General features: G+C 72.7%; 21 protein-coding genes. 10 read left to right on the top strand and 11 right to left on the bottom strand.

Annotated elements, in window-relative coordinates; genetic code table 11:
• The first annotated feature begins 34 nt into the window (after positions 1 to 34).
• Positions 35 to 913: a glycine betaine ABC transporter substrate-binding protein gene (locus E1300_RS00680; RefSeq protein ID WP_131754861.1), complete on the top strand. Its 879-nt coding sequence runs from the start codon at positions 35 to 37 to the stop codon at positions 911 to 913.
• A gap of 51 nt (positions 914 to 964) precedes the next feature.
• On the opposite strand, the gene E1300_RS00675 is transcribed toward E1300_RS00680, so the two are convergent.
• The gene (locus E1300_RS00675) at positions 965 to 1,735 is read right to left on the bottom strand and encodes a ZIP family metal transporter (RefSeq protein WP_131754860.1); all 771 of its coding nucleotides are present in this window, start codon (positions 1,733 to 1,735) and stop codon (positions 965 to 967) included.
• Positions 1,736 to 1,864: 129 nt separating this feature from the next.
• Positions 1,865 to 4,012, bottom strand: a complete 2,148-nt coding sequence (locus tag E1300_RS00670; RefSeq protein WP_242618864.1) for a (Fe-S)-binding protein — start codon at positions 4,010 to 4,012, stop codon at positions 1,865 to 1,867.
• Positions 4,013 to 4,230: 218 nt separating this feature from the next.
• On the opposite strand from E1300_RS00670, the gene E1300_RS00665 reads away from it, so the two are divergent.
• Positions 4,231 to 4,833: a TIGR03086 family metal-binding protein gene (locus E1300_RS00665; RefSeq protein ID WP_131754859.1), complete on the top strand. Its 603-nt coding sequence runs from the start codon at positions 4,231 to 4,233 to the stop codon at positions 4,831 to 4,833.
• Between the two features lie 27 nt (positions 4,834 to 4,860).
• Here the strand turns inward: E1300_RS00665 and E1300_RS00660 are convergent, their stop codons facing one another.
• Complete coding sequence (locus E1300_RS00660) at positions 4,861 to 5,517, bottom strand: hypothetical protein (protein ID WP_131754858.1); 657 nt, start codon at positions 5,515 to 5,517, stop codon at positions 4,861 to 4,863.
• Between the two features lie 67 nt (positions 5,518 to 5,584).
• Positions 5,585 to 5,827 (bottom strand): winged helix-turn-helix domain-containing protein, encoded by a 243-nt coding sequence (locus E1300_RS00655; RefSeq protein ID WP_131754857.1) that lies wholly within the window; start codon positions 5,825 to 5,827, stop codon positions 5,585 to 5,587.
• 160 nt (positions 5,828 to 5,987) lie between these two features.
• Between E1300_RS00655 and E1300_RS00650 the strand changes: the two genes are divergently transcribed.
• Complete coding sequence (locus tag E1300_RS00650) at positions 5,988 to 6,278, top strand: hypothetical protein (protein ID WP_131754856.1); 291 nt, start codon at positions 5,988 to 5,990, stop codon at positions 6,276 to 6,278.
• A complete protein-coding gene (locus E1300_RS53270) occupies positions 6,275 to 6,397 on the top strand; it encodes a hypothetical protein (protein WP_278045331.1) in 123 nt (40 codons plus the stop codon). The genes E1300_RS00650 and E1300_RS53270 overlap by 4 nt, the downstream gene beginning before the upstream one ends.
• 74 nt (positions 6,398 to 6,471) lie before the next feature.
• On the opposite strand, the gene E1300_RS00645 is transcribed toward E1300_RS53270, so the two are convergent.
• Complete coding sequence (locus E1300_RS00645; RefSeq protein WP_131754855.1) at positions 6,472 to 7,683, bottom strand: acetyl-CoA C-acetyltransferase; 1,212 nt, start codon at positions 7,681 to 7,683, stop codon at positions 6,472 to 6,474.
• A 130-nt stretch (positions 7,684 to 7,813) separates the two neighbouring features.
• Here E1300_RS00645 and E1300_RS00640 point away from each other — a divergent pair, with 130 nt between their 5' ends.
• Positions 7,814 to 9,358 (top strand): 3-hydroxyacyl-CoA dehydrogenase, encoded by a 1,545-nt coding sequence (locus tag E1300_RS00640; protein ID WP_131754854.1) that lies wholly within the window; start codon positions 7,814 to 7,816, stop codon positions 9,356 to 9,358.
• A 68-nt stretch (positions 9,359 to 9,426) separates the two neighbouring features.
• Here the strand turns inward: E1300_RS00640 and E1300_RS49730 are convergent, their stop codons facing one another.
• The 3 genes from E1300_RS49730 to E1300_RS00625 form a co-directional block, all read right to left on the bottom strand.
• Positions 9,427 to 10,509, bottom strand: coding sequence for a CU044_5270 family protein (locus E1300_RS49730; RefSeq protein ID WP_165502614.1), 1,083 nt, complete (start codon positions 10,507 to 10,509; stop codon positions 9,427 to 9,429).
• A 2-nt stretch (positions 10,510 to 10,511) separates the two neighbouring features.
• Positions 10,512 to 11,105 carry an RNA polymerase sigma factor gene (locus E1300_RS00630; RefSeq protein ID WP_242618863.1) on the bottom strand — a complete coding sequence of 198 codons (594 nt, stop codon included), beginning with the start codon at positions 11,103 to 11,105 and terminating at the stop codon, positions 10,512 to 10,514.
• A gap of 94 nt (positions 11,106 to 11,199) precedes the next feature.
• The gene (locus tag E1300_RS00625) at positions 11,200 to 12,708 is read right to left on the bottom strand and encodes an MFS transporter (RefSeq protein WP_131754853.1); all 1,509 of its coding nucleotides are present in this window, start codon (positions 12,706 to 12,708) and stop codon (positions 11,200 to 11,202) included.
• Positions 12,709 to 12,822: 114 nt separating this feature from the next.
• Here E1300_RS00625 and E1300_RS00620 point away from each other — a divergent pair, with 114 nt between their 5' ends.
• The gene (locus E1300_RS00620) at positions 12,823 to 13,566 is read left to right on the top strand and encodes a TetR/AcrR family transcriptional regulator (RefSeq protein WP_131754852.1); all 744 of its coding nucleotides are present in this window, start codon (positions 12,823 to 12,825) and stop codon (positions 13,564 to 13,566) included.
• A 120-nt stretch (positions 13,567 to 13,686) separates the two neighbouring features.
• Here E1300_RS00620 and E1300_RS00615 read toward each other — a convergent pair whose 3' ends face one another.
• The 3 genes from E1300_RS00615 to E1300_RS00605 form a co-directional block, all read right to left on the bottom strand.
• A complete protein-coding gene (locus E1300_RS00615; protein WP_131754851.1) occupies positions 13,687 to 14,871 on the bottom strand; it encodes a CU044_5270 family protein in 1,185 nt (394 codons plus the stop codon).
• Positions 14,868 to 15,551 carry an RNA polymerase sigma factor gene (locus tag E1300_RS00610; protein ID WP_131754850.1) on the bottom strand — a complete coding sequence of 228 codons (684 nt, stop codon included), beginning with the start codon at positions 15,549 to 15,551 and terminating at the stop codon, positions 14,868 to 14,870. The genes E1300_RS00615 and E1300_RS00610 overlap by 4 nt, the downstream gene beginning before the upstream one ends.
• A 261-nt stretch (positions 15,552 to 15,812) precedes the next feature.
• Positions 15,813 to 19,205 carry a S8 family serine peptidase gene (locus E1300_RS00605; protein ID WP_131754849.1) on the bottom strand — a complete coding sequence of 1,131 codons (3,393 nt, stop codon included), beginning with the start codon at positions 19,203 to 19,205 and terminating at the stop codon, positions 15,813 to 15,815.
• A gap of 285 nt (positions 19,206 to 19,490) precedes the next feature.
• On the opposite strand from E1300_RS00605, the gene dnaK reads away from it, so the two are divergent.
• From dnaK to E1300_RS00585, 4 genes are all read left to right on the top strand, one after another.
• A complete protein-coding gene (dnaK, locus tag E1300_RS00600; protein ID WP_131754848.1) occupies positions 19,491 to 21,350 on the top strand; it encodes a molecular chaperone DnaK in 1,860 nt (619 codons plus the stop codon).
• Positions 21,347 to 21,979, top strand: coding sequence for a nucleotide exchange factor GrpE (grpE, locus tag E1300_RS00595; RefSeq protein WP_131754847.1), 633 nt, complete (start codon positions 21,347 to 21,349; stop codon positions 21,977 to 21,979). The genes dnaK and grpE overlap by 4 nt, the downstream gene beginning before the upstream one ends.
• A gap of 97 nt (positions 21,980 to 22,076) precedes the next feature.
• Entirely contained in the window at positions 22,077 to 23,240 is a 1,164-nt protein-coding gene (dnaJ, locus tag E1300_RS00590) for a molecular chaperone DnaJ (protein WP_131754846.1), read from the top strand.
• Positions 23,241 to 23,377: 137 nt separating this feature from the next.
• A complete protein-coding gene (locus tag E1300_RS00585; RefSeq protein WP_131754845.1) occupies positions 23,378 to 23,830 on the top strand; it encodes a heat shock protein transcriptional repressor HspR in 453 nt (150 codons plus the stop codon).
• Positions 23,831 to 23,890 lie beyond the last annotated feature (60 nt).

The following is a 23,890-nucleotide window of genomic DNA, read 5'->3' as shown; positions in this document are numbered from 1 at the left end:
CTTCATTTCCCTGTAGGTCGACGAAAGGACGGGTATGCGGTTCAGGTTCAAAGGTCTGACGGTCGCGGCGGTGACGCTGGCGCTCGGGCTGAGCGCGGCGGGGTGCAATTCCGATTCCAAGAAGGACGGGAAGAAGCTCACCATCGGCGTGGTCTCCGGGTGGGCCGAAGGGGAGGCCGCGACGGCGCTCTGGAAGAAGCTCCTCACCGACAAGGGCTACCAGGTCGACGTCAAGAACCTCGACACCGGACCGCTGTACACGGGCATGGCCAAGGGGGACGTGGACCTCTTCATCGACTCCTGGCTGCCGGGGACCCACGAGGACTACTGGAAGCAGTACGGCAAGAAGCTGGAGAAGGTCGGCGTCTGGTACGACAAGGCGCCGCTGACGATCGCGGTGCCGACCTACTCGCCGCTCCAGTCGATCGCCGATCTCAAGGGCAAGGGCGGCGCGTACGGCGGCAAGATCGTCGGTATCGAGAAGAGCTCGGGCCTGTACCGGGTGTCGCAGGAGAAGATGCTCCCGGCGTACGGGCTCAAGGACGAGTACGCGGTGACGACGTCGTCCACGGCGGCCATGCTGACGGAGCTGAAGAAGGCGACCGACGCCAAGAAGGACATCGTGGTGACGCTGTGGCGCCCGCACTGGGCGTACACCAAGTTCCCCATCCGGGACCTCCAGGACCCGAAGGGCGCGATGGGGCAGCCGGACGGCATCAACACCGTCGCCCGCAAGGACTTCTCCAAGGACCAGCCCGAGGTGGCGGGCTGGCTGAAGAAGTTCCGGATGGACGACAAGCAGCTCGGGTCGCTGGAGGACCTGATCGAGAACAAGTACAAGGGCCAGCCGGACCAGGCGGTCGCCGAGTGGCTGAAGGCGAACCCGACGTTCGCGCAGTCGATGACGGGCTGATTTGGGAACGTTCCGAAGGGCCGTCCGGTATGTCACCGGGCGGCCCTTCGCCTATCCCGCGTAGGCGACGCTGAGGCCGACCGCGACCAGCCCGAGGCCAGTGGCGCAGAGCGTCATGACGCGCGGATGGACGCTGTGGGCCTCGGGGAGGATCTCGGCGGCGGCGAGGTAGAGCAGGACGCCCGCGAAGAGGCCCAGGTAGGGCCCGAGGACGGACTCCGGGACGGTGACGAGCAGCGTCAGCGCGGCGCCGGCGATGGGGGCGGCGGCGTCGGCGAGGAGGAGCAGCAGGGCGGAGCGGCGCCGGTCGCCGCCGTCCAGGGACGCGGCGGTGAAGGTGTTGAAGCCGTCCGCGAAGTCGTGGGTGATGACGGCCAGCGCGACGAAGGCGCCGACGCCCGTCCCGGACTGGAAGCCGAGGCCGATGCTGAGGCCGTCGACCAGGCTGTGCCCGATGAGGGCGCAGGCGGCGAGGACGCCGACGCGTCCGGCGGGGGCGGCGATGGGCGCGCCGGCGCCGGGGCCGTGGGCGTGGACGTGCGGCGCGTACTCCCCCTCGTGCGCGCGGTGGATCGCGACCGCCTGCTCGACGACGTGCAGCAGGACGAAGCCGCACGCGAACCCGATCATGGGGAGGGGGACGCCGAACGATCCGCGGCCGGACATCTCCAGCGACTCGGGGATCAGGTCGAACGCGACGACGCCGAGCATGAGGCCGCCGGCGAGGCCGAGGACGAGGTGCCGGTGGTCGCGCACCCGCATCGCGGCGAGGCCGCCGGCCAGCGTCGTCAGGAACGCGATGACGGACACGAGCACGGCCATCCCCCGGTCCTACCAGGCCGGTCGGACGGCAAGCCCCCGCACGCGCCATGATCGGGCCTGGATCGCTTGACCGCCGGACGCGAACGGCCCCGGTCCCTTCCTGGGACCGGGGCCGTGCGCAGGCCGGGACTACTCGGCGGCGACCGGCTCCTTCGCCGGTGCGCTGCCCTCGCCCTTGATCGAGCGGATCAGGAGCTGGGAGACGTCCACGACCTCCAGGGACTCCTTGGCGTCGCCCGAGTTCTTCTTCTCGTTGATGGCGTCGCCCAGCATGACCAGGCAGAACGGGCAGGCGGTGGAGACGGTGTCGGGGTTGGTCTCCAGCGCCTCGTCGACGCGCTCGGTGTTGATGCGCTTGCCGATGCGCTCTTCCATCCACATCCGCGCGCCGCCGGCGCCGCAGCAGAAGCCGCGGTCCTTGTGGCGGTGCATCTCCTGCGTCTTGACGCCGGGGACGGTAGCCATGATGTCGCGCGGCTGCTTGTAGACCTTGTTGTGGCGGCCGAGGAAGCAGGGGTCGTGGTAGGTGATGTTCTCCTCGATCGGCGCGACCGGGGTGAGCCTGCCCTCCTCGACCAGGTGCGCGAGCAGCTGGGTGTGGTGGACGACCTCGTAGTTCCCGCCGATCTGCGGGTACTCGTTGGCCAGGGTGTTGAAGCAGTGCGGGCACGTCGCGACGATCTTCTTGGCGCCCGCGTCGTTCAGCGTCTCGACGTTCTGCTGGCCGAGCATCTGGAAGACGAACTCCATGCCCAGGCGGCGGGCCGGGTCACCGGTGCAGGCCTCCATCGGGCCGAGCACGGCGAACTTGACGCCCGCGATGTGCAGCAGCTCGGCGACGGCCTTGGTGGTCTTCTTGGCGCGGTCCTCCAGGGCGCCGGCGCAGCCGACCCAGAACAGGTACTCGGTGTCCTCGGGCAGCTTGTCGTCGACGACCTCGACCTCGAAGTCCAGCTCCTCGATCCATTCGAGGCGCTTCATCTCGGACATGCCCCACGGGTTGCCCTTGTTCTCCAGGTTCTTCAGCATGACGCCGGCCTCGGACGGGAACGAGGACTCGATCATGACCTGGAAGCGGCGCATGTCCAGGATGTGGTCGATGTGCTCGATGTCGACCGGGCACTGCTCGACGCAGGCGCCGCAGTTGGTGCAGGACCACAGGACGTCCGGGTGGATGACGCCGTCCTCGGCGACGAGCTCCTTGTCCACCTGCATGGCGAGCTTCTGCTCGTCGGTGAACTTCTCGCGGGCCTCTTCGGACGCGGTGAAGTAGGGCGCCTTCGCCAGGGCGTGGTCGCGCAGCTCCAGGATGACCATCTTCGGCGACAGCGGCTTGCCGGTGTTCCAGGCGGGGCACTGCGACTGGCAGCGACCGCACTCGGTGCAGGTCGCCATGTCGAGGAAGCCCTTCCAGGTGAAGTCCTCGATCTTGCCGCGGCCGAACACGTCCTCGTCGGGGTCGGCCTCCTCGAAGTCGAGCGGCTTGCCGCCCGACATCATCGGCTGGGCCGGGCCGAGGCCGTCCGGGCGGCGCTTGAACATGACGTTCAGCGGGGCCAGGAAGATGTGCAGGTGCTTGGAGTGGACGACGAAGACCAGGAAGATCAGCGCGACCGCGATGTGGAGCAGCAGGCCGATGGACTCAAGCACGTCCAGCGTGTGGTGGCTCAGCCCGTCGAACAGGTGGCCGACCGCGTAGGAGAAGTAGGCGCCCTTGCCGTAGGCGAGGTTGCCGTTGGCCCACTCGACGCCCCGGAAGAAGAACATCGTCCAGATCACGTTGAAGATCATGAAGAGCGTGATCCAGGCGCCGGACAGGTGCGAGCCCTTGAACCGGGACTTGCGGCCGATGCGCTTGGGCGAGTTCTTCACGCGGATCGCGGTGAAGGTCGCGAGGCCGATGGCGCAGGCGAGCGCGATGGTGTCCTGGACGAAGCCGATCGGACCCCAGGTCTGGAGCCCGGGGATGTGCTTGTCCAGCCCGAACAGCAGCGCGACGGCCGCCTCAAGGTAGACGGTGATCAGCAGGAAGAACGCCCACATGACGGCCGCGTGCGCCGCGCCGGCGACCGACCACTTCAGCAGCTTGCGCTGGCCGAGGACCTCGGTCACCTGGCCCTCGACGTCGCCCTTCTTGTCGCGCTTGACCTGGAGCACCCGCTCGGGGTCGGGTTGGCCGCTCTTGGCGATCGTGTAGAGGAACATCACCCGCCGTCCGGCGAGCGCCAAGGCGACCGCCGTTCCGGCGAGCCCGATGACCAACGTGATCCAGAACACTGTTCCGTCCTCCTGGGGTACGGGCGATGGCAGTCAGCGTAGGGCTCGCGACGGACTGCACTTCATCCGGGTCCCGAATACTACTCGGCAGTAGCTTATGCGGTCACACGCGCAGGTCGCGTCATTCCCCAACCTCGGTGATTCATGGCACCGATGAGTATCGGGCGATCAACGAGTCTGCAACGGCGAGGACCCTTTCCGAACGGCGAAGGAGCACCATGGCCACGAATCCCGACCTCGCCCCCGCCACCCGCCGGCTCGGCGCGCTGCTCGCCCGCGTGCGCGACTCCGACCTCGGCGCCCCCACCCCCTGCGAGAACTACACGCTCGGCGACCTCATCGACCACGTCAACGGGCTGGCGCAGGCGTTCACGTGGGCGGCGTCCAAGAAATGGCCGGACGGCATGGGCTCGACCGGCCCGTCCGGCGACGCCTCCCGGCTGGAACCCGACTGGCGCGCCCGCGTCCCGGAGCGGCTCGACGCGCTCGGGGCCGCCTGGCGGTCCCCGGACGCCTGGACGGGCATGACCGAGGCCGGCGGCGTCCAGCTGCCCGGCGAGGTCGCGGGCAGGGTCGCGCTGAACGAGGTCGTCGTCCACGGCTGGGACGTCGCGCGGGCCATCGGGCAGCCCTACGCCTGCGACCCGGACGAGATAGCGGCCTGCCTGGCCTTCGTCGAACCCGCGGTGCGGGAGAACGACGGCGCCGGGACCCCGGGCCTGTTCGGCCCCACCGTCACCGTCCCGGACGACGCCACGCCGCTCGACCGCATGATCGCCCTCACCGGCCGCGACCCGTCCTGGACCCCGCCGGCCCCCTGACCCTCGGCCACCGCGAGCCGAGGCCGCTCACTGCGAGAACATCCAGCCGATCGCCTGGCGGGTCAGCTCGTCCTCGATGACCGAGTTGCCGCGATCCCCGCCCGCCTCCTCCTTGGTGACGGGGTGGGTCAGGTGGGCGGTCCGGGTCCGCGGGTCGGCGATGACGCCGTTGAACCGCACGTCCCCGGCGAACAGCAGGACGCCGTAGCCGTCCGTCATGGCCCGCCACGTCTCGGGCCGGAACCGGGCGTCGTGCCGCGCGGCCACGCTGTGGTCGGGGGCCAGCAGCGACACGCGGACATCGACGCGGCGCGCCTGGCCCTCCTCGCCCGTGCGCTCGACCCGGCACGGCCACGCCTGCCACGGCTCCCGCTCGATCAGCTCCCGCATCTGGCGGACGAGCCGCTGGTTCGCCAGCGCCGACCCCAAGAGGATGAAGACGCAGATGAGCAGGGCCACCGGTCCCACGTACGCGACGATGGCGAGGAAGGCGCTGCCTCCAGCGCCGCCCACGGCCCAGGCCCAGCCGAGCACGACGAGCGCGAGCGCCGGCGGGACGGCGGCGAACAGGAGCGCCGGCGGAATGGGCATCCAGCGGGACGACGGGAGGTCGGCGGCGGCCCAGGGCGCCACCTGCGCGGCGGGCACGGGCGTCACGGCGTAGCCGTACCGGAGGGCGAGCACGCGATCATTATGAACGCGCCCGCCCACCGTGTCAGGTGCCCGAAAAGCCGCCCACTTCCATCGGACGTCAGGTGTCGGACGGCTTAGCGATCACGAACGTGCCTCGTCCGTGCGTGGCGCGCGTGAGACCGCGCTCGCGAAGCAGCCGCATCGCCGCCTCCGCCGTGGACTTGCCGACCTCGAACTCCTCGGCGATGGACACGACGGACGGGATGCGCGACCGCAGGGGATACGTCCCGTCGCTGATCCGCGCCGTGAGGATGTCCGCGATCTGCTCGTACAGCGGCTCGATCCCGTCCAACTCGGTCATGGTGACACTTTAAGCACCCTCAGGTACTGCCAAGAATCTTGCAGAATCCCAAGACACCCCAAGACACTTGCCCTAGCGTGGAGCCTTCAGAACGGCCCCGGCACGGTGCGTCACCACCGTGCCGGGGCCTTGGAGCCGACCTTCGAGAGAGGCCAGATCCATGAGTCCCGACTGTAGGGCCCGGCTGGAGGCGCTGGGGGTTGTTCTGCGGGTGTACGGGTTGCACGCGTCCATGACGGAGGACGGGCTGCGCGTCGTGAACCCGCAGGGCGCCGGGTGCTGCGGGCCGCATCCGGCGGATGTCGTCAGCGTCCGGGAGCGGGAGGACGACGGCGGGCGGGCGTGGTTCTTCACGTCGTGGCGGCAGCCCGTCGCCGAAGCGGAACGGGTCGCGGACGCGGCGATGGTGGTCCGGGCGCTGCTCACCACCGGGCCGGAGGTGGCGCGGTGATCGGGGTCGTCTCCGTCGTGTCGTTCGGCGGAGCGATGCTGACGGCGGTCGTCACCGTGGTCGCGGTGGAGCGGCGGCGGCCGCCGCGTTATCGGGGACGGCATCGCGGGATGTTCTGACGTCTCCCGGCGGCGCCCGTCGCGGACGTCCGGGCACCGCCGGGCAGTCGCGGTCGAGCGCCGCCGCGGGAGGGTCAGGCGACGCGTTCGAAGATGGCGGCGAGGCCTTGGCCGCCGCCGATGCACATCGTCTCCAGGCCGTAGCGGGCCTCGCGGCGTCCCATCTCGCGGGCGAGGGTGGCGAGGATCCGCGCGCCGGTCGCGCCGACCGGGTGGCCGAGGGAGATGCCGGAGCCGTTGACGTTGACGCGGTCCCAGTCGGCGTCCTTGAGGCCCCACTCGCGGGTGACGGCGAGGACCTGCGCGGCGAACGCCTCGTTCAGCTCGATCAGGTCCATGTCGGCGAGGGTCAGCCCGGCGGCGTCGAGGGCCTTCGCGGTCGCCGGGACGGGACCGATGCCCATCGTCCGCGGCGGCACGCCGGCGCGTCCCCACGACACGAGGCGGACGAGGGGGCGCAGTCCCAGCTCGGCGGCGCGCTCGGGGGTGGTCACGACGCACGCGGCGGCGGCGTCGTTCTGGCCGCTGGCGTTGCCCGCGGTGACGGTGGCCTGGTCGTCGCTTTTGCCGAGGACGGGACGGAGCTTCGCGAGCCCCTCCAGGGACGTGTCGGGGCGCGGGTGCTCGTCGGTGTCGAAGACGGTGTCGCCCTTGCGGCCCCGGACGGTCACGGGGACGATCTCCTCCGCGAACGCCCCGGAGCGCTGCGCGGCGACGGCCCGCCGATGCGAGCGGACGGCGACCTCGTCCTGCTCCTCGCGGGGGATGCCGTACTCGCGGCGCAGGTTCTCGGCGGTCTCCAGCATCCCGCCGGGGACGGGGTGGTTGACGCCGCCGGCGGTGACGCGGCCCTGGGCGAGCGCGTCCTTCAGTTCGAGGCCGGGGCCGCGGATCCCCCAGCGCGCCTCGGTCGTGTAGAACGGCGCGCGGCTCATGCTCTCCGTGCCGCCCGCGATGACCAGGTCGCTGACGCCGGTCTGGATCTGCATGGCGGCGTCCAGGACGGCCTGGAGGCCCGAGCCGCAGCGCCGGTCCACCTGGCTGCCGCCGACCTCGACGGGGAGTCCGGCGTCCAGCGCGGCGACGCGGCCGATGGCGGGGGCGTCGGCGTTCGGGTTGCAGTTCCCGAGGATCACCTCGTCGATCGCGTCGCCGGGCAGGCCGGTGCGCTCCACGAGGGCCCTGATGACGGTCGCGGCGAGCTCGACCGGCGAGACGTCCTTGAACATGCCGCCGAACCGGCCGATGGGGGTCCGCAGCGGCTCGCAGATCACCACGTCGCGCATGGTCGCTCCTCGGGTGGGGACGCAGGGGGCACTTCGCAGCGTACGACGCGGCGGGCGGGCGGGCCGCCGCCGCCCTTCCGCTCCGCGGAGTATTGAATGCACGGGACGGCAGGCGACCGAGGAGGCGGCGATGGAGCGGTGGGCCGAGCGGGTGGCGACGGTCCGGGTGATCGGCAGCGGGGCGATGGGGCGCGGGATCGCGCAGCTCGCCGCGGCGGGCGGGCTGACCGTCGAGCTGGCCGACATCCGGCTGGAGGCCGTGCTGAGCGCGGTCGAGCACGTCGGCGCGATGTTCGACAGGCTGACCGGGAAGGGGCGGATGTCGCTGGCGGACGCCGCCGCGGCGAAGGAGCGGCTCCGGGTGGTCGGCGAGCCGCTGACCCCGTTCCAGGACTGCGACCTCGTGATCGAGGCCGTCCAGGAGGACCTCGGGGTGAAGCGCGAGCTGTTCGCGGCGCTGGAGAAGGTCGTCCCGGAGCACACGGTGCTCGCGACCAACACGAGCTCGCTGCCGGTGACGGCGATCGGCGCGGGGCTGGCCGACCCGTCCCGGCTGGCGGGCCTGCACTTCTTCAACCCGGTGCCGCTGATGCGGGTGGTCGAGGTGATCCCGGGCGCGCGGACGGCGGGCTGGATCCCGGACGCGCTGGCGGACCTCGTGCGGCGCCTCGGCCACGAGCCCGTGCTCGCCCCGGACGCCCCCGGCTTCCTCGTCAACCACGCCGGACGGGGGCTGGTCACGGAGGCGCTCCAGATCCTGTCCGAAGGCGTCGCCGAGCCCGTGGACGTCGACCGGATCGCGCGGGACGTCCTCGGGTTGAAGATGGGGCCGTGCGAGCTGCTCGACCTGACCGGGCTGGACGTGTCGCACCCGGTGATGGAGTCGATCTGGACGGGTTTCTACACCGAGCCGCGGTTCCGTCCGTCCCGGCTCGCGCGGGCGCGGATGGAGGCGGGCCTGCTCGGCCGTAAGACGGGTGAGGGCTTCTACACGTACGTGGACGGCGCCAAGCAGGAGCCCCCGGAGATCACCGCTCCGGACGTCGCGCCTCGTCCGGTGTGGGTTCACGACCAGGAGGCGGGGGTCCGGGAACAGCTGGGGGCACTGCTCACAGAGGCGGATGTGGAGGTCGAGTCGGGGGACGGACCGTCCGGCGAGGCGATCTGTCTTGTGGCCCCCTACGGGCGGAGTGTCGTCGACCTCGCCGCGGCCGAAGGGCTGCCCGCCGACCGCACCTTCGGCATCGATCCGCTCGGCGGGTTCTTCACCCGGCTCGTCCTCGCCGTGCACCCGGGCGTGGACAAGGAGGCGGGCCGCGCCGCCCTCGCGACCCTGGCCGCGACCGGACGGTCCGTGAGCGTGGTCCGGGACGCGCACGCGTCCGTGGCGCAGCGGCTGCTCGCCTCGATCGTCAACGTCGCCTGCGGGATCGCCGAGCAGCGGCTCGCACGGCCCGCCGACATCGACACGGGGGTGCGGCTCGGCCTCGGCTACCCGCGCGGGCCGCTGGAGTGGGGCGACCAGGTCGGCGGGCGGCTCGTCCTGGACGTGCTGCGCGGCCTCCACGAGGCCACCGGCGACCCCCGGTACCGTCCGAGCGGCTGGCTGACCGAGCGCGCCGCCCTCGGCCTCCCCCTCACGGAACCCGGGACGAGCCCGTCCGACCTGCTCTGACGGTGCGCGCTCGCGCGACCGCCCCGGCTCCGCTTCGGGCCGGGGCGGTCGCGTCCGCACCGACCGCCTTACGGGACGGACGGGACGTGCGGTCCGGCGTCCGTCCAGCCGGCCTCCAGGAAGGTGGTCTTGACGGACTTCTGCTTGATCGCCGCCAGCTTCCCGGTCTGCTCGACCGACCTGGACAGCACCAGCGACGTCGCGGGATCGACGACGAGGCGGACGACCGGGGCCCGGCCGGTGCCGGTGACCACGAGCGCGACGCCCTTACGGCCGCGGTCGTCGGTGGTCCGCCCGGCGGCCTTCACGGCGGGGAGCGCCGCCAGTGCCCGGTAGGCGGCGCCGCGCACCTTGGGCGGCGCCGGGACGTCCGCCAGGAGTCCGACGAGGCACTGCCCGAGGCCGTCACTGACATTCTGGGGGGCACCGTCGGGCGAAGTGCGCAGGTACTGGGCCAGCCGGTCCTTGAGGGCTCCCGGCTCGGCCGGCAGGGCCTGCACCTGCTTGAAGGTGAGGGCGCGCTCGCACACCGAGAACGTGTCCCCGCCCTTCGCGGCGATGAGCCCGCCCTGTTTCGGGGCGACGCTGAGGACGAGCGTCTCGCCCCGCGTGGTGTCGGCCCGGCCGAGGTTCCACTTGGTGGGGGAGCCGTCGCGCTTCCAGGCGGACGCGTCCGCGGGCGTGTGGGGACGCGCGCCCACCTCGCGGAACCCGGTCCAGGACCGCCCGTCGCGCGTGGCCCAGGTCTCGTCCACCCGCTGGGAGTCCATCCAGTACGGGTTCTTCTTCGGCCCGACCTTGGTGGGGATGGCGAAGACCGTCTTGACGTGCCAGTACTTGCCCGAGGCCGGTGCCGACTCGGCCTTCCCGGCGGCGGACAGCAGGACCGTCCGGGCCGACATCGGCTCCGCCTGGGGCGCGCCGGGGGCTCGGGGGGCGGTGCCGGACGACAGCAGCACCGCGCCCGCGACGCTCGCCGCGACCGCGCCCAGGCCCAGTCCCCCGAGCACCGGCCAGCGCAGCCGGGCCGGCGCGCGGCGCGGCCGGCGCGGGTTCCGGATCCCCTCGGTCAGCGCGCGGCGGCCGGCCGCCTCCGACTCGGGAGCCGGCGGCTCGTCCAGCATCGTGGCGATCATCTGGAGCTCGTCCATGGTCAGTGTCCTTCCTGGGAGAGGGCGGCGCGCAGCTTGCGGCGCGCCCGGCTGAGACGGGAGCCGACGGTGCCGTACGGGATGCCGAGGACGGCGGCGACCTCCTCGTGGGTGAGCTGGGCGAGCGCCACGAGCAGCACGACGTCGCGGTCCTTGCGGGACAGCGCGGCGAGCGCGCTCGCGAGCCGCGGCTGCATCCGCTCGGCGGTCACCGTGGCGGCGACGCGGTCCTCGTGGCCGCCGTCGTCCGGGGCCGGCGCGACGCGGGCCAGCGCCCGGTACCGGCGCGTCTCGGCGCGGCGGTGCTGCGCGACGAGGTTCGTCGCGATCCCGAACAGCCAGGGCCGCACCTGGCCCTTCGCGGGGTCGAACGAGGCCCGGCGCCGGAACGCGGAGAGGAAGGTCTCCGCGACGACGTCGTCGGCCGCCTGCGGTCCGAGCCGTCCGGCGACGTAGCGGTGGACGCCGGCGAAGTGCCGGTCGTAGACGGCAGTGAAGCGGTCGGCGTCGCGCACGGACGCGGCGACCAGCGCGGCGTCGTCTCGGTCGTCGTCGCGCACGCGGTCCGCCGCGTCCACATCGGGTGGGGCGGTCACTCGGCGGCCCCTCGCTGTGGGTCCGGCATGGAGTACCTCCGGGGAAATGGTCGTCACATCCCTACTCCGCCGCTGCCCCGGAACGCTTTCACGATCAAGCGGTAAGGCGTGATCCGTCCGGGACGGGGGTGCCGGGCGCGGGACGGCGGTCACGGAGGACCAGCGCCGCGAAGACGGCGGCGGCCAGCATCACGCCCCCGGCGGTGAACGAGCCGATCGACAGCGCGTGGACGAACGCGTCGCGGGCGGCGTGCGCGAGACCGGGATCGCCCACGGCCAGGGCCTCCCCGAGGGAGTGGCGGGCCGGATCGGGGACGCCGCCCGGGAGCGCTCGGGCGTACGCGGCGGAGATGAGGCTGCCGAGCACGGCGACGCCGAGGGCGCTGCCGAGTTCCTGGCCCGCGTCGTTCACGGCCGAGCCGACGCCCGCCTCCTCGCGGGGGACGGCGGCCATCAGCGTGCTGTAGGCGGCGGGGGCGCCGAGGCCCGCGCCGAATCCGAGCGGGACGAGCCCGATGACGATGGCCGGGAAGCCGTCCCCCGGGCCGACGAGGCCGAGGGCGGCGAACCCGGCCGCCGCGATGGCGAATCCGGCGGCGATGGCGCGGCCGCCGCCGATCCGCGCCTCCAGCGCGGCGCCGAGGCCGTTGCCGATCCCCGCGGAGACGGCCACGGGCAGCAGCGCGAGCCCCGCCTTCAGCGGCCCGTAGCCGAGGACGAGCTGGAACATCTGGGTGAGCGCGAACAGCGTCCCGGCGAGCGCGAAGCCGAACAGCGCGATGACGGTCGCCGCGCCGGAGAAGCCGCGCCGGCGGAGCAGCGCGAGGTCGAGCATCGGCCTGGGACTGCGGTGCTGCCACGCGGCGAACGCGGCGAGCGCCGCCACGGCGACGGTGAGGCCGCCGAGGGTGCGGAGCCCGGTCCAGCCGTGCTCGGGCCCGGAGATGACCGCCCAGACCAGCGCGGACATGCCGAGCGTGGACAGGACGGCGCCCGGCACGTCCGTCCGGCGGCGGGGTCCGCGCGTCTCCGGGACGAGGACCAGCAGCCCGATCACGGCGACCACCGTGACCGGCACGTTGACGAGGAAGACCGAGCCCCACCAGAAGTGCTCCAGCAGGAGGCCGCCCAGCGTCGGTCCCGCGGCGATGCCGACCATGGACGTGGCGCCCCAGATCCCGAACGCCTTGGCGCGCTCGTCCGGGGCGAACACCTCGGCCATGATCGCCAGGGTGCCCGGCATGAGGAGCGCGCCGCCGGCGCCCATGAGCGCGCGCATGGCGACGATCTGGCCGGGGCCCGCGGCGAGGGCGGCGAGCAGCGAGCCCGCGCCGAACAGCGCGAAGCCGGCGAGCATGGCGCGGCGGCGGCCGTGCCGGTCGCCGAGGCCGCCCGCCGCGATGAGCAGGCCGGCGAAGACGAGCGAGTAGGCGTCGATCATCCACTGCACGTCGGACGTGGTGGCGTCCAGGTCCCTGAGCAGCGACGGGATCGCCACGTTGAGGACCGTGTTGTCGACCACGACCACGAAGAGGCTGAGGCAGAGGACGCCGAGGATCTGCCAGCGGCGCGGATGCGGTGCGAGCGGCGGGCCGTCGGACATGGGGGGCACCTTTCTCGAACGGTGTACGAGCTGTCCCGCACACTGTACGAGTCAACTCGCACACCGTTCAAGTGCCGGTACCATGTACGAGAATCCGCGGGGCAGGAGGCTTGGATGACCGCGAAGAAGGCGGCGGCGCCGTCCTCGGTGTGGACGAGGCCCGCCCGGGCGCGGCGCGACCAGCCGACGCTCACCCGGGACCAGATCGTCGACGCCGCGCTCGCGCTGCTCGACGCCGAGGGCCTGGACGGGCTGAGCATGCGGCGGCTCGGCACCCGGCTCAACTCCGGCGCCACCTCCGTCTACTGGCACGTGGCGAACAAGGACGAGCTGCTGGAGCTCGCCATGGACCGCGTCATGGCCGAGGTCGCCGTCCCCGACCCGGCGGACGGCGGCTGGCGCGCGGCGGCGGCCGGGTACGCGCGCAGCCTCCGCGCGATGATCCACCGGCATCCGTGGACGGTCACGCTGTTCGGCAGCCGCCCGATGCTCGGCCCGAACTCCACCCGCGTGCTGGACGAGGTGCTCGTCGCGTTCGGCGCCGGCGGCTTCACCGGGTTCGACCTGGAGTACGCCTGGTCCCTCGTCGTCGACTACGTGATCGGCGCGGCCGGGAGCGAGGCGAGCTGGCAGGTCAACCAGACCGGGGCGAGCGCGGCCGACTGGATCGGTGCGCTCGGCCCCTACCTCGCCGGGATCCGCGCCGACCGCCCGCAGCTCGCCGCCCACATCGAGGAGGTCTGGGCCAAGGAGACGGGCGACGTGCTGGAGGGCCGCTTCGCGTTCGGCCTCGGCTGCGTCCTGGACGGTCTCGAAGCGCGGAGGCCCCCCGCCCGCGAGGGGCGAGGGGCCTCTTGACGGGGCCGTCCGGGAGGGACAGGCGGGTCACTACTGCCCCGGGAAAGCGATCCCACACCTCCAGCCACAGCGACCTCGGCGGTAGCCGTTTCCCACCGGTTCCGGACGTTCCGGGCGGTTCTAGAAGGGCAGCTCGACCGGGGGCTTGGGCTTGGCGTCCGTCCAGCCGAGGTCCCGGATGAGCGAGTAGTAGACGACGAAGCCCGGCTTGCGGTTACGGTACGGGCCGCCCGGCGCGGTCAGCACGGTCTGCTCGGCGAGCAGCTTCCCGGTCGCCTGATCGAAGATCAGCTCCGAGCGGGTGCTGAACGTGCCCTGCTCCTCCTTCGGCGCACCGAACTCGCCGTCGCGCCCGGTGGGCGACATGTCGTCCACGGCGAGCGCGACACCCGTCCGGCCGAGCGGGTCGGTGGCCTTGCCGAGGGCCCGCACCTCCGGCTGGGCCGCGAGGGCGCGCATCAGCCCGGCCCGCACCTTCGGTTCGAGCGGCGCCGTCCGCAGGAGCGCGGCGACGACGCGGAACGGCCACCTCGGCGGCGAGACCGCGGCGGCCCGGAGCTGCTCGGCCTTCCGGCCCTTGCCGGTGAGCCCCTTCTTCTCGGGCGGCGGCCCGAAGAACATCCGGGCGAGCGTGGCCGGGTCGGACGGCAGGCGGCGGACCTCCTCGGTGGTCATCTTCCGCCCCCCGACCAGGAAGAACCGGCCGCCGCCCGAGGCGTCGGGCTTGTCCTTCGTCCAGGGCGTGGCCGTCCGCCGGTAGGTGTAGTAGTGGTCGTTCGACCAGACGCGGAAGGACGACGGCGACCCGGCGCGCCGCCACGCGGCCTCGTCCTCCGCCGTCAGCGGTTTCGCGGGCAGGTCGCGGCTGGCGTAGCCCTCCCCCGTCCCCACCTCGGCGCCGATCCAGTGGTACATCTCGCTGTGCGCGCCGGTGATCGCGTACTCGCCGGTCCTCGACCGGACGATGTACGACTGCCCCGAGATCTCGTCGGAGTACCAGTACCGTCCCGTCGGCAGGGCCTCGGCCTTGGCCGCCGCCTCCAGCACGGCCCTCCGGTCCAGGTCGACCGACGTCGAGGGCCCGGCGGGGCCGGACGTCCCGGATCCGGCGGCGGCGACGGCGACCGCGGCGGCGGCGCCGGCGGCCACCAGCCCGAGCCCGACCCTGGACCACCGGCTGAAGCGGACCTGCGGGCGGCGGCGGGGCGGGGGCTGGGTCATGCGGACGCGGGCGGCGGCCACGGTCCGGTCCGTCGGCGGCGGCGGGTCGCCGTACAGCTCGCGGACGGACGTCAGCTCGTTCATCGGGTGGTTCCCTCCTGGTCCAGCAGCGGATTGGTCCCGCCCAGCGCCCTGCGCAGTTTTCTGCGAGCCCTGTTGAGCCGGGAAGAGACGGTCCCGAACGGGATGTTCAGGGCCGCCGCGACCTCGTCGTAGCCGAGGTCGGCCAGGACGACGAGCAGCAGCACGTCGCGCTGCCCGGCGGGCAGCGCGGCGATCGCCTTGGCCAGCGGTCCCCGGATCCCCTCCGCGGCGACCCGGGCGGCGACGGCGTCCTCGTGGCCGCCCGCCCGGTCGTCGGCGCCGACGCGCTGGAGCGCGCGCAGCTTGCGGCGCTCGTCGCGGCGGTGCCGGCCGACGAGGTTCGTGGCGATGCCGTACAGCCACGGCCGCGCGTTGCCGCGCGCCAGGTCGTAGTGGCGGCGGCGCCGGAAGGCCACCGCGAACGTCTCGGCGGCCAGGTCGTCGGCGACCTGGGCGTCGACGCGGCGCGCCACGTACCGGTGGATCTCCGCGAAGTAGGAGTCGAAGATCTCCCCGAACCGCTCGGGCTCCCGCCACGACCGCTCGATGACCTCCGCGTCCCGCCGCCCCGGGGCGCCGAACGGCGCCGGGGACGAGGCCGGGCGAGGCCCCGGCGAGGCCAGGACCTCCCTCGGCGCGGCACGGGAGACCGGGGGTCGTCCCCCAGAAAGAGCGGCCATCGATGGCTCCTTCGGATGAGGCTGTCGTGGGTCGACACATGGTTGGCGTGACAGCGGTTATCCGTTGTTGTCCGCTCCCCGCGCCGCCTTCCCCTCCCGCCCGAAAAAGCCGATCTTCGTTCCGGCCGCCGCGCGACCGGCGGCCCGCGGACCGCCGTGCACCTTCCTACCGGGCGTCCCGCCGAGTCCGGGCGGTGTCCGTCCGAACCTGTCCTTCCGAACCTGTCCGTCCGGACGTGTCCGCCCGGCCCGGCGGCACGGTCACCTGACGCGGTAGGCGCGGATGATCCGCTGGTCGACGCCGCTGCCGCCGGCGTCGGTGGCGGCGACGCGCAGCGACACGGCCTGCCCCTGGACGGCCGCCGGAAGCGGAGCGCCGAACCGGCCCCCGCCGAGCGCCTTCGCCCGGACGGCTCGCCACGTCGCGCCGTCGTCCACCGACGTCCAGAGGCGGAAGCCGGTGACCTTCGCCGTGCCGCTGCCCGCGACGCGGGCGACGGTGAAGGTCGCGGGCGCGCCCGCCGGCTGGTTGCGGAGGTCGAGGCCGAGGTCGTAGTCCACGGTCAGCAGCGGGACGTTGGCGCTCGCGTGCCCGTCCGGCGCCGCGGAGCGGAACGTCCACGCGGTGGACGTGCGGACCGACACCGGCAGCACCGCGGACGCGTCGTTGTCGTACGTCAGCCGGTACGCCGCCGGACCGGCCGGGATGGTGAAGTCCCCGTAGGGCGCCGCCTTCTCACCGAGCTTCTTGCCGCCGGAGTACAGCGCGAGCCGTCCGGTGATGCCGTCCACGCCGCAGTCGAAGCCGTCCGGCCGGGTCTGGAGGTCGACGAGCTGGACGCGCAGGGAGCCGCGCGTGCGGGCGGTCGGGGCCGGGGCGCAGAAGCTCAAGGCGACTCCGCTGCCGGAGTACGGTCCTGGACGCAGCGGCTGGCGGCCCCACGTCTGCGTGGTGCGGTTACCGGCCGGTACCTCGCTGAACCCGGCCTGGTCGACCCACTGGCCGTTCGCGACGGCCCTCGGGAACGCCTCGTCCGACCAGAGCATCCCCTTGCCGGTCGAGTGGTAGTCGGTGCGCGTGGTGCCGGACGGTACCTCGCTGTACGCGTCCAGCCCCGCGAGGAGGAGTCCCTCCGGCGAGGTTCCGTAGCGCTTCTCACCGACGGACTTGCCGGTGTCGCCGTCGAAGGCGGCAAAGCGCTGGTCGACGCGGGCCAGCCGTGCCTTCTCGGCTCCGGCGACGACGTAGGACGGGTCGGCGGGGATCGAGTCGCCGAGGGAGTGGATGATGTCGTAGACGGTCCCGGGCGCGGTCAGCCGGTGGGCGGCGTAGGCGCGGAACGTCCCGGTCTGCGCCTTCCCCATCGGCAGCGCGTAGGCGGGAGCGCTCGCCGGGTCGTCGGAGTAGATGCCGACCGAGAACAGGCCCTGCTTGAGCGCGCGGACGGCGGAGACGCTCGCCGTGGTCGCCGTCGTGGACGTCCCCTCGACGCCTCCGTTGACCCGCTTGGCGGACGTGCCGTCCATCGTCAGCGTCAGGTCGCGGTCGACGAGAATCTCGGGCGTGCCCGCGACCACCGAGCGGATCGCGTCGCCTCCGAAGTCGTCGAGCGTGCCCAGCACGCTGTAGCGGCCCTCGGGGACGCGGTACTTGGACGTCCCGTCCGTGGTGACGTCCACGGATTCGGCGTACAGCGCGATGTCGGACACGTTGACGATCTCCGCGTATCCGGAGAAGTCGGCGGGGTCGGTGTCGGGCAGCGGCTTGGCGACCAGCGTGAGGGTGTGGGTGCGCGGCTCAACGTAGAACGTCGCCAAGGTCCGGACGGTCGCTCCGCCACCCTTGGCCGTGACCTCCGCCGTGTAAAGCCCCGGCTTCCCAGACAGCTTCGAGGCGTCGATGTCGAGGATCGCGGACGCGCCACCCCCCACTGGGACGTCCACCTGGGACGCGGACAGGGTCGCGACTCCGGCCGCCTCCCGTCCGTCCCGGTCTGTGACACGCACGCTCAGATCCAGGTGCGTTGCGGTCGAGCGCGCGTCCCACGCGAGCTTGGCGGTCAGCCTGCCGTAGGACGGGTACGCGGCCGTTCCGAGGTCGATGACGCCCTCCGCGGGGGTCACGGGCGCGGTCACGGCGGTGGCCGCGTCGAGCCGTCCCGTGCCGCGCTCCCAGGCGTCGCCGCCGGACGCGGGGCCGGTCGTCGAGGTCAGCGCCGCCTTCAGCCGCGCGGGCGCGAGGTCCGGGTACCTCGCGGCGAGCAGCGCCGCCGCGCCCGCGACGTGCGGGGTTGCCATCGAGGTGCCCGACGCCGCCGTGTAGAGCGCGTCCTGCGGGGTGCCCATCGCGGTGCCCTCGGCGCGGGCCGCCACGATGTCGACGCCCGGCGCGACGATCTCCGGCTTGGCCGCGTACCTCCCGGCGCGCGGGCCGCGGCTGGAGAACCCGGCGAGCCGGTCGGCGCCGTCCACCGCGCCGACGGTGAGCGCGGCGTCCGCCGTCCCCGGCGCGCCGACGGAGCCGATGGAGCCGTCGTTGCCCGCGGCCACGACGAACAGCGCGCCGTACCCGTCGCTGAGCCGGTCGAGGGCCTGCGACATCGGGTCGGTGCCGTCGGTCGGCCCGCCGCCGAGGCTCATGTTGACGACCTTGGCCTGCCGCGCGGCCCACTCCATGCCCGCGATGACCTGCGATTCGCTGCCCGAGCCGTCGTCCCCGAGCACCTTGCCGACCAGCAGGCCGGCGTCCGGGGCCACGCCCTTGCGCTCGCCGCCCGCCGCCGCGCCCGTCCCCGCGATCGTCGCGGCGACGTGCGTGCCGTGCCCGACGCGGTCGGCGGTGTCGGCGGAGTCGGAGAAGTTCTCGGTGCCGGCGATCCGGCCCTTCAGATCGGGATGCCCGGTGTCCACGCCCGTGTCCAGGACGGCGACCTTCGCGCCGCGTCCGGTGAATCCGGCCTTCCACGCCGCCGGCGCGCCGATCTGCGCGAGGTTGCGGTCGAGATCCCCGGCGGCGGCCGCGCCGAGGCCCGGAGCGGTCCGTCCGGTGGACGCCTTCACCCTGCCGTCCAGCCAGACGTGCTTGATGCCGCCGGTCGCCTTCAGGGACGGTCCGCCCATGCCGGCTAGGGCCGAGCCGAGCCGCCCGGCGTCCTTCTTGGGCTGGCGGGCGGCGACGGCGGAGATGCTCGGCAGGACCCTGCCCTCGCGGAGCGACCCGCCGAGCGCCGCCTTCGCGCGGACACCGCCCTCCCGCTGGACGATCAGCGGCAGGTCCGTGCTTCGCGCGTCGTCGTAGCCCTCCCCGATCAGCGCGGTCACGTCGAACAGCTCCGGGTCGATGACCCTCCCGACGAGCTTCGCGACGTCCACCGGCGTCACGAGCACGTGCCCGTCCGGGCGGACGACCGTGCGGAAGAGGTGATGGTCCCGGCCCGGCGCCGGGGTCGTCGCGACCATCGGCGCGCGGCCCTGGACCGTCCGCACCCGGACGACGTCGCCGGTCAGCAGGGTGACCGTCCAGGAACGGCCGGGCGGGAGGCCGCCGGATCCGCCCGCCGGGGCGGCGTGGGCGGCACCGGTCGGCGGCACCGCCAGGGCGCCGCCGGCGAGCAGCGCGCCCAGCAGGGCGCGGCTCCAGGGTCTGTGCGTCATCGAGTTCCCTTCGTCGCGGGCATCACTCGTGATCGTCCGAAGGGGGTGATCGCCTTCCCCCCGGGAGTCCGGCGGGACGGATTTTCCGCGGCGGGCGGGAACCGGAATAGACGGCTCAGACGTCCTGTTAGCAAGAGCATCAGCAAAGTTGAGTCCGGCCGGCTCAAGTCATTTGACAACGAGATCCGTGCCGGGCACCCTTGCGAACAGAGGACCCGTCCGGACGCACACCCTGGGGGGCGCGACCGGGAACGAGATAAACGCACACGACGGAGGACGAGAGACATGGCACGTGCGGTCGGCATCGACCTCGGGACGACCAACTCGGTCGTCGCGATCCTGGAGGGCGGCGAGCCCACCGTCATCGCCAACGCGGAGGGGTCGCGGACCACGCCGTCCGTCGTCGCCTTCGCCAAGAACGGCGAGGTCCTGGTGGGCGAGGTCGCCAAGCGCCAGGCGGTGACCAACGTGGACCGGACGATCCGCTCGGTCAAGCGCGAGATGGGCACCGACTGGAAGACCACCATCGACGGCAAGGACTTCACCCCCCAGCAGATCAGCGCGTTCGTGCTGCAGAAGCTGAAGAGGGACGCCGAGTCCTACCTCGGTGAGACGGTCACCGACGCGGTCATCACCGTGCCGGCGTACTTCTCCGACCACCAGCGGCAGGCCACCAAGGAGGCCGGCCAGATCGCGGGCCTGAACGTCCTGCGCATCATCAACGAGCCGACCTCGGCGGCGCTGGCCTACCACCTGGAGAAGGAGAACGAGGCCACGATCCTCGTCTTCGACCTCGGCGGCGGCACCTTCGACGTGTCCCTGCTTGAGGTGGGCGACGGCGTGGTCGAGGTGAAGGCCACGAGCGGCGACAACCACCTCGGCGGCGACGACTGGGACAACAAGGTCGTCGACTGGCTGGTCGAGAAGTTCAAGAACGCCAACGGCGTCGACCTGTCCAAGGACAAGATGGCGCTCCAGCGGCTCCGCGAGGCCGCGGAGAAGGCGAAGATCGAGCTGTCCGGCTCGTCCGAGACGCAGATCAACCTGCCCTACATCACCGCCTCGGCGGAGGGCCCGCTGCACCTGGACGAGAAGCTCACCCGCGCCGAGTTCCAGCGGATGACCTCCGACCTCCTCGACCGCACCAAGGCGCCGTTCAACTCGGTGCTGAAGGACGCCGGCATCACCGTCGGCGAGATCGACCAGGTCGTCCTGGTCGGCGGCTCGACCCGCATGCCCGCGGTGTCCGAGCTGGTCAAGGAGCTGACCGGCGGCAAGGAGCCCAACAAGGGCGTCAACCCCGACGAGGTCGTCGCGATCGGCGCCAGCCTCCAGGCCGGCGTGCTCAAGGGCGAGGTCAAGGACGTCCTGCTGCTGGACGTGACCCCGCTGAGCCTCGGCATCGAGACCAAGGGCGGCATCTTCACCAAGATCATCGAGCGGAACACGACGATCCCGACCAAGCGGTCGGAGACGTTCACCACCGCCGACGACAACCAGCCGTCCGTGGAGATCCAGGTCTACCAGGGCGAGCGCGAGATCGCCGCGTACAACAAGAAGCTCGGCACCTTCCAGCTGACCGGCCTGCCGCCGGCGCCGCGGGGCGTCCCGCAGATCGAGGTCACCTTCGACATCGACGCCAACGGCATCGTCAACGTCAGCGCGAAGGACCAGGGCACCGGTCGCGAGCAGTCGATGGTCATCACGGGCGGCAGCGCGCTGCCCAAGGAGGACATCGAGAAGATGATGCGCGACGCCGAGCAGTACGCCGAGGAGGACCGCAAGCGCAAGGAGGAGGCCGAGGTCCGCAACCAGGCCGACACCCTCGCGTACTCCACCGAGAAGTTCCTGCGGGAGAACGACGAGAAGGTCCCCGCGGAGCTGAAGACCGAGGTGGGCGACGCGGTCGCCGAGGTCAAGAAGGCCCTGGAGGGCACCGACGTCGACGCCATCAAGGCCAGCGCCGAGAAGCTCGCGCAGGTCAGCCAGAAGATGGGCGCGGCGATGTACGCCCAGAACCCCGAAGGCGCGCAGCCCGGCGCCGAGGACCACGGCCCGACGGCCGACGCGCAGGGCGGCCAGGACGACGAGGTCGTCGACGCCGAGATCGTGGACGAGGACAAGCCGAAGGGTGATGCCTCGTGACGACCTCTCCCGGTGGGGGCGAGGAGCAGGAGGGCCCGGTGATCCGCGACAGGCGGCGCATCGATCCGGCGACGGGGCAGGTCCGGGAGAACGGCGAGCCGGCGGCGCCGGCCGCCGCCGCCCCGGAGGCCCCGGAGGAGGGCGCCGCGGCGGGCGCGGACGAGGAGACCTCCTCGCTCAAGACCCAGCTGGCCGAGCGCCTGGCCGACCTCCAGCGGCTGAAGGCGGAGTACGACAACTACCGCAAGCGCGTCGAGCGGGACCGGGTCGCGGTCCGCGAGCAGGCCCTCGGGCAGGTGCTCATGGAGCTGCTCCCCGTCCTCGACGACATCGGCAGGGCCCGTGACCACGACGAGCTGACCGGCGGCTTCAAGTCCGTCGGGGAGGCGCTGGAGGCGGTCACCGGCAAGCTCGGACTGGAGCGGTTCGGCGAGAAGGGCGAGCCCTTCGACCCGACCGTGCACGAGGCGCTGATGCACGCGTACTCGTCCGACGTGGCGGAGACGAGCGTCGCCGACGTCCTCCAGCCCGGGTACCGCATCGGCGAGCGGGTCCTGCGGCCCGCGCGCGTCGCGGTGGCCGAGCCCGACCCGAACGCCGGCGCCGAGAGCGGCGACGGCGGCGAGTGACCGGCCCCCGGACGGTCCGTCCCGGCATCCCGCCGGGACGGGCCGCCGCGGGGAACGAACGACCTGACGCAAGTGCGATAGCAGAGAGCGGGGCGCCGTGAGCACCAAGGACTACCTGGAGAAGGACTACTACAAGGTCCTCGGTGTCTCGAAGACGGCCACGCAGGACGAGATCAAGAAGTCCTACCGGAAGCTGGCGCGCAAGTACCACCCGGACGCCAACAAGGGGGACGCCGAGGCCGAGGACCGCTTCAAGGAGGTCTCCGAGGCGTACGACGTCCTCTCGGACGACAAGCGCCGCAAGGAGTACGACGCGGTGCGGTCCATGCCGGGCGGTTTCCGCGGCCAGCAGGGCGGCGGCTTCCCCTTCGACCTGGGCGACCTCTTCGGACAGCCGCAGGGCGGCCAGCAGGGCGGCGCCGGTGAGCGCATCGGCGACCTGTTCGGCGGCCTCTTCAACCGGGGCGGCGGCACCCGGACGGCCGGGACGCGGCGGGCACGCCGCGGCGCCGACGTCGAGACCGAGGTGACGCTGTCGTTCGGCCGCGCCATGAACGGCGTGACCGTCCCGATCAAGCTGACCAGCGAGGCGGCGTGCCCGAGCTGCCGGGGCACCGGCGCGAAGGCCGGCACCGTCCCGCGGGTGTGCCCGAACTGCGAGGGCACCGGGCACGAGACCCGCAACCTCGGCAGCTTCGGGTTCCAGGAGCCGTGCCGGGAGTGCCACGGCCGCGGGCTCGTCGTCGACGACCCGTGCCCGACCTGCCACGGCAGCGGCCGCGCCACCGGCACCCGGACGATCCAGGCCCGCATCCCGGCAGGCGTCGCCGACGGCCAGAAGATCCGCCTCAAGGGCAAGGGCGCGCCCGGCGAGAACGGCGGCCCGCACGGCGACCTGTACGTGAACATCAAGGTGCTGCCGCACAAGGTCTTCGGCCGCAGCGGCGACAACCTGACGCTGACCGTCCCGGTGACGTTCCCGGAGGCGGCGCTCGGCGCCGAGATCAGGGTGCCCACCTTCCAGGGCCAGCCGGTGACGCTGCGCCTGCCGGAGGGCACCCCGAACGCCCGCACGTTCCGCGTCAAGGGCCGCGGCGCCGCCCGCCGCGACGGCACCAAGGGCGACCTGCTGGTGACGGTGGACGTCCAGGTGCCGCAGAAGCTCGACGACCAGACCCGCGAGGCCCTCCTGCGCCTCCGCGAGACCGGCGCCGGCGACGACCTCCGCGGCGAGCTCCTCGAACAGGCGAAGACGGAGTGACCCGGAGGCGAGGCAATGAACGCGAGCGGGCGCGCGGCGGCTGGACTGAGGAGCGCGCGCAGCGACGAAGGAGCGAGCACGCGACGAGGGAAGCCGTCGCGTAAGGCGAACGCTCGCCGCCGAGCGGAGGCGAGGCAATGAACACAGACCCGTTCGGGGATGACACTCCGGTCTATGTGATCTCCGTTGCGGCGCAGCTGTCGGGGCTCCATCCGCAGACGCTGCGGACGTACGACCGGATGGGCCTCGTCTCGCCCGGCCGGACGGCGGGGCGCGGCCGCCGCTACTCGATGCGCGACATCGTGATGCTCCGCGAGATCCAGCGGCTCTCGCAGGAGGAGGGGATCAACCTCTCGGGCATCAAGCACATCCTGGAGCTCCAGCGCGACAACGTGCGGCTCCGGGAGGAGCTCGCCAAGGCGCACCGCGCGCTGGAGGAGCTCGCCAACGAACTGGAGTCGACCCGGGCCGTCGCGGCGCGGCTGGCGCAGCAGCGGCGGCAGGGCGACCCGCCCGGCGCTCCCGGCTCCGACCTGGTGCCGATCAGGCGCACCAGCGTCGTGGTCTGGCATGAGCGCGACCGGGACTGAGAACCACGCCCGCCCGGAGGGCCGTCCTCCGGGCGGAAGCCGAACGCACACGCCCGGAGC

Source organism: Actinomadura fibrosa (assembly GCF_900659615.1).
In the GTDB taxonomy this organism is placed as follows: Bacteria; Actinomycetota; Actinomycetes; order Streptosporangiales; family Streptosporangiaceae; genus Spirillospora; species Spirillospora fibrosa.
The sequence above is the reverse complement of the archived record's forward strand: the minus strand, read 5'-3'. Positions and strand labels throughout refer to the sequence as shown.

Excerpts from the sequence above, each read along its gene's own strand:
- E1300_RS00680 (WP_131754861.1), top strand. The coding sequence starts at position 35 with ATGCGGTTCAGGTTCAAAGGTCTGACGGTCGCGGCGGTGACGCTGGCG.
- E1300_RS00675 (WP_131754860.1), bottom strand. The coding sequence starts at position 1,735 with ATGGCCGTGCTCGTGTCCGTCATCGCGTTCCTGACGACGCTGGCCGGC.
- E1300_RS00665 (WP_131754859.1), top strand. The coding sequence starts at position 4,231 with ATGGCCACGAATCCCGACCTCGCCCCCGCCACCCGCCGGCTCGGCGCG.
- E1300_RS00655 (WP_131754857.1), bottom strand. The coding sequence starts at position 5,827 with ATGACCGAGTTGGACGGGATCGAGCCGCTGTACGAGCAGATCGCGGAC.
- E1300_RS00650 (WP_131754856.1), top strand. The coding sequence starts at position 5,988 with ATGAGTCCCGACTGTAGGGCCCGGCTGGAGGCGCTGGGGGTTGTTCTG.
- E1300_RS00645 (WP_131754855.1), bottom strand. The coding sequence starts at position 7,683 with ATGCGCGACGTGGTGATCTGCGAGCCGCTGCGGACCCCCATCGGCCGG.
- E1300_RS00640 (WP_131754854.1), top strand. The coding sequence starts at position 7,814 with ATGGAGCGGTGGGCCGAGCGGGTGGCGACGGTCCGGGTGATCGGCAGC.
- E1300_RS49730 (WP_165502614.1), bottom strand. The coding sequence starts at position 10,509 with ATGGACGAGCTCCAGATGATCGCCACGATGCTGGACGAGCCGCCGGCT.
- E1300_RS00625 (WP_131754853.1), bottom strand. The coding sequence starts at position 12,708 with ATGTCCGACGGCCCGCCGCTCGCACCGCATCCGCGCCGCTGGCAGATC.
- E1300_RS00620 (WP_131754852.1), top strand. The coding sequence starts at position 12,823 with ATGACCGCGAAGAAGGCGGCGGCGCCGTCCTCGGTGTGGACGAGGCCC.
- E1300_RS00615 (WP_131754851.1), bottom strand. The coding sequence starts at position 14,871 with ATGAACGAGCTGACGTCCGTCCGCGAGCTGTACGGCGACCCGCCGCCG.
- E1300_RS00610 (WP_131754850.1), bottom strand. The coding sequence starts at position 15,551 with ATGGCCGCTCTTTCTGGGGGACGACCCCCGGTCTCCCGTGCCGCGCCG.
- E1300_RS00605 (WP_131754849.1), bottom strand. The coding sequence starts at position 19,205 with ATGACGCACAGACCCTGGAGCCGCGCCCTGCTGGGCGCGCTGCTCGCC.
- dnaK (WP_131754848.1), top strand. The coding sequence starts at position 19,491 with ATGGCACGTGCGGTCGGCATCGACCTCGGGACGACCAACTCGGTCGTC.
- E1300_RS00585 (WP_131754845.1), top strand. The coding sequence starts at position 23,378 with ATGAACACAGACCCGTTCGGGGATGACACTCCGGTCTATGTGATCTCC.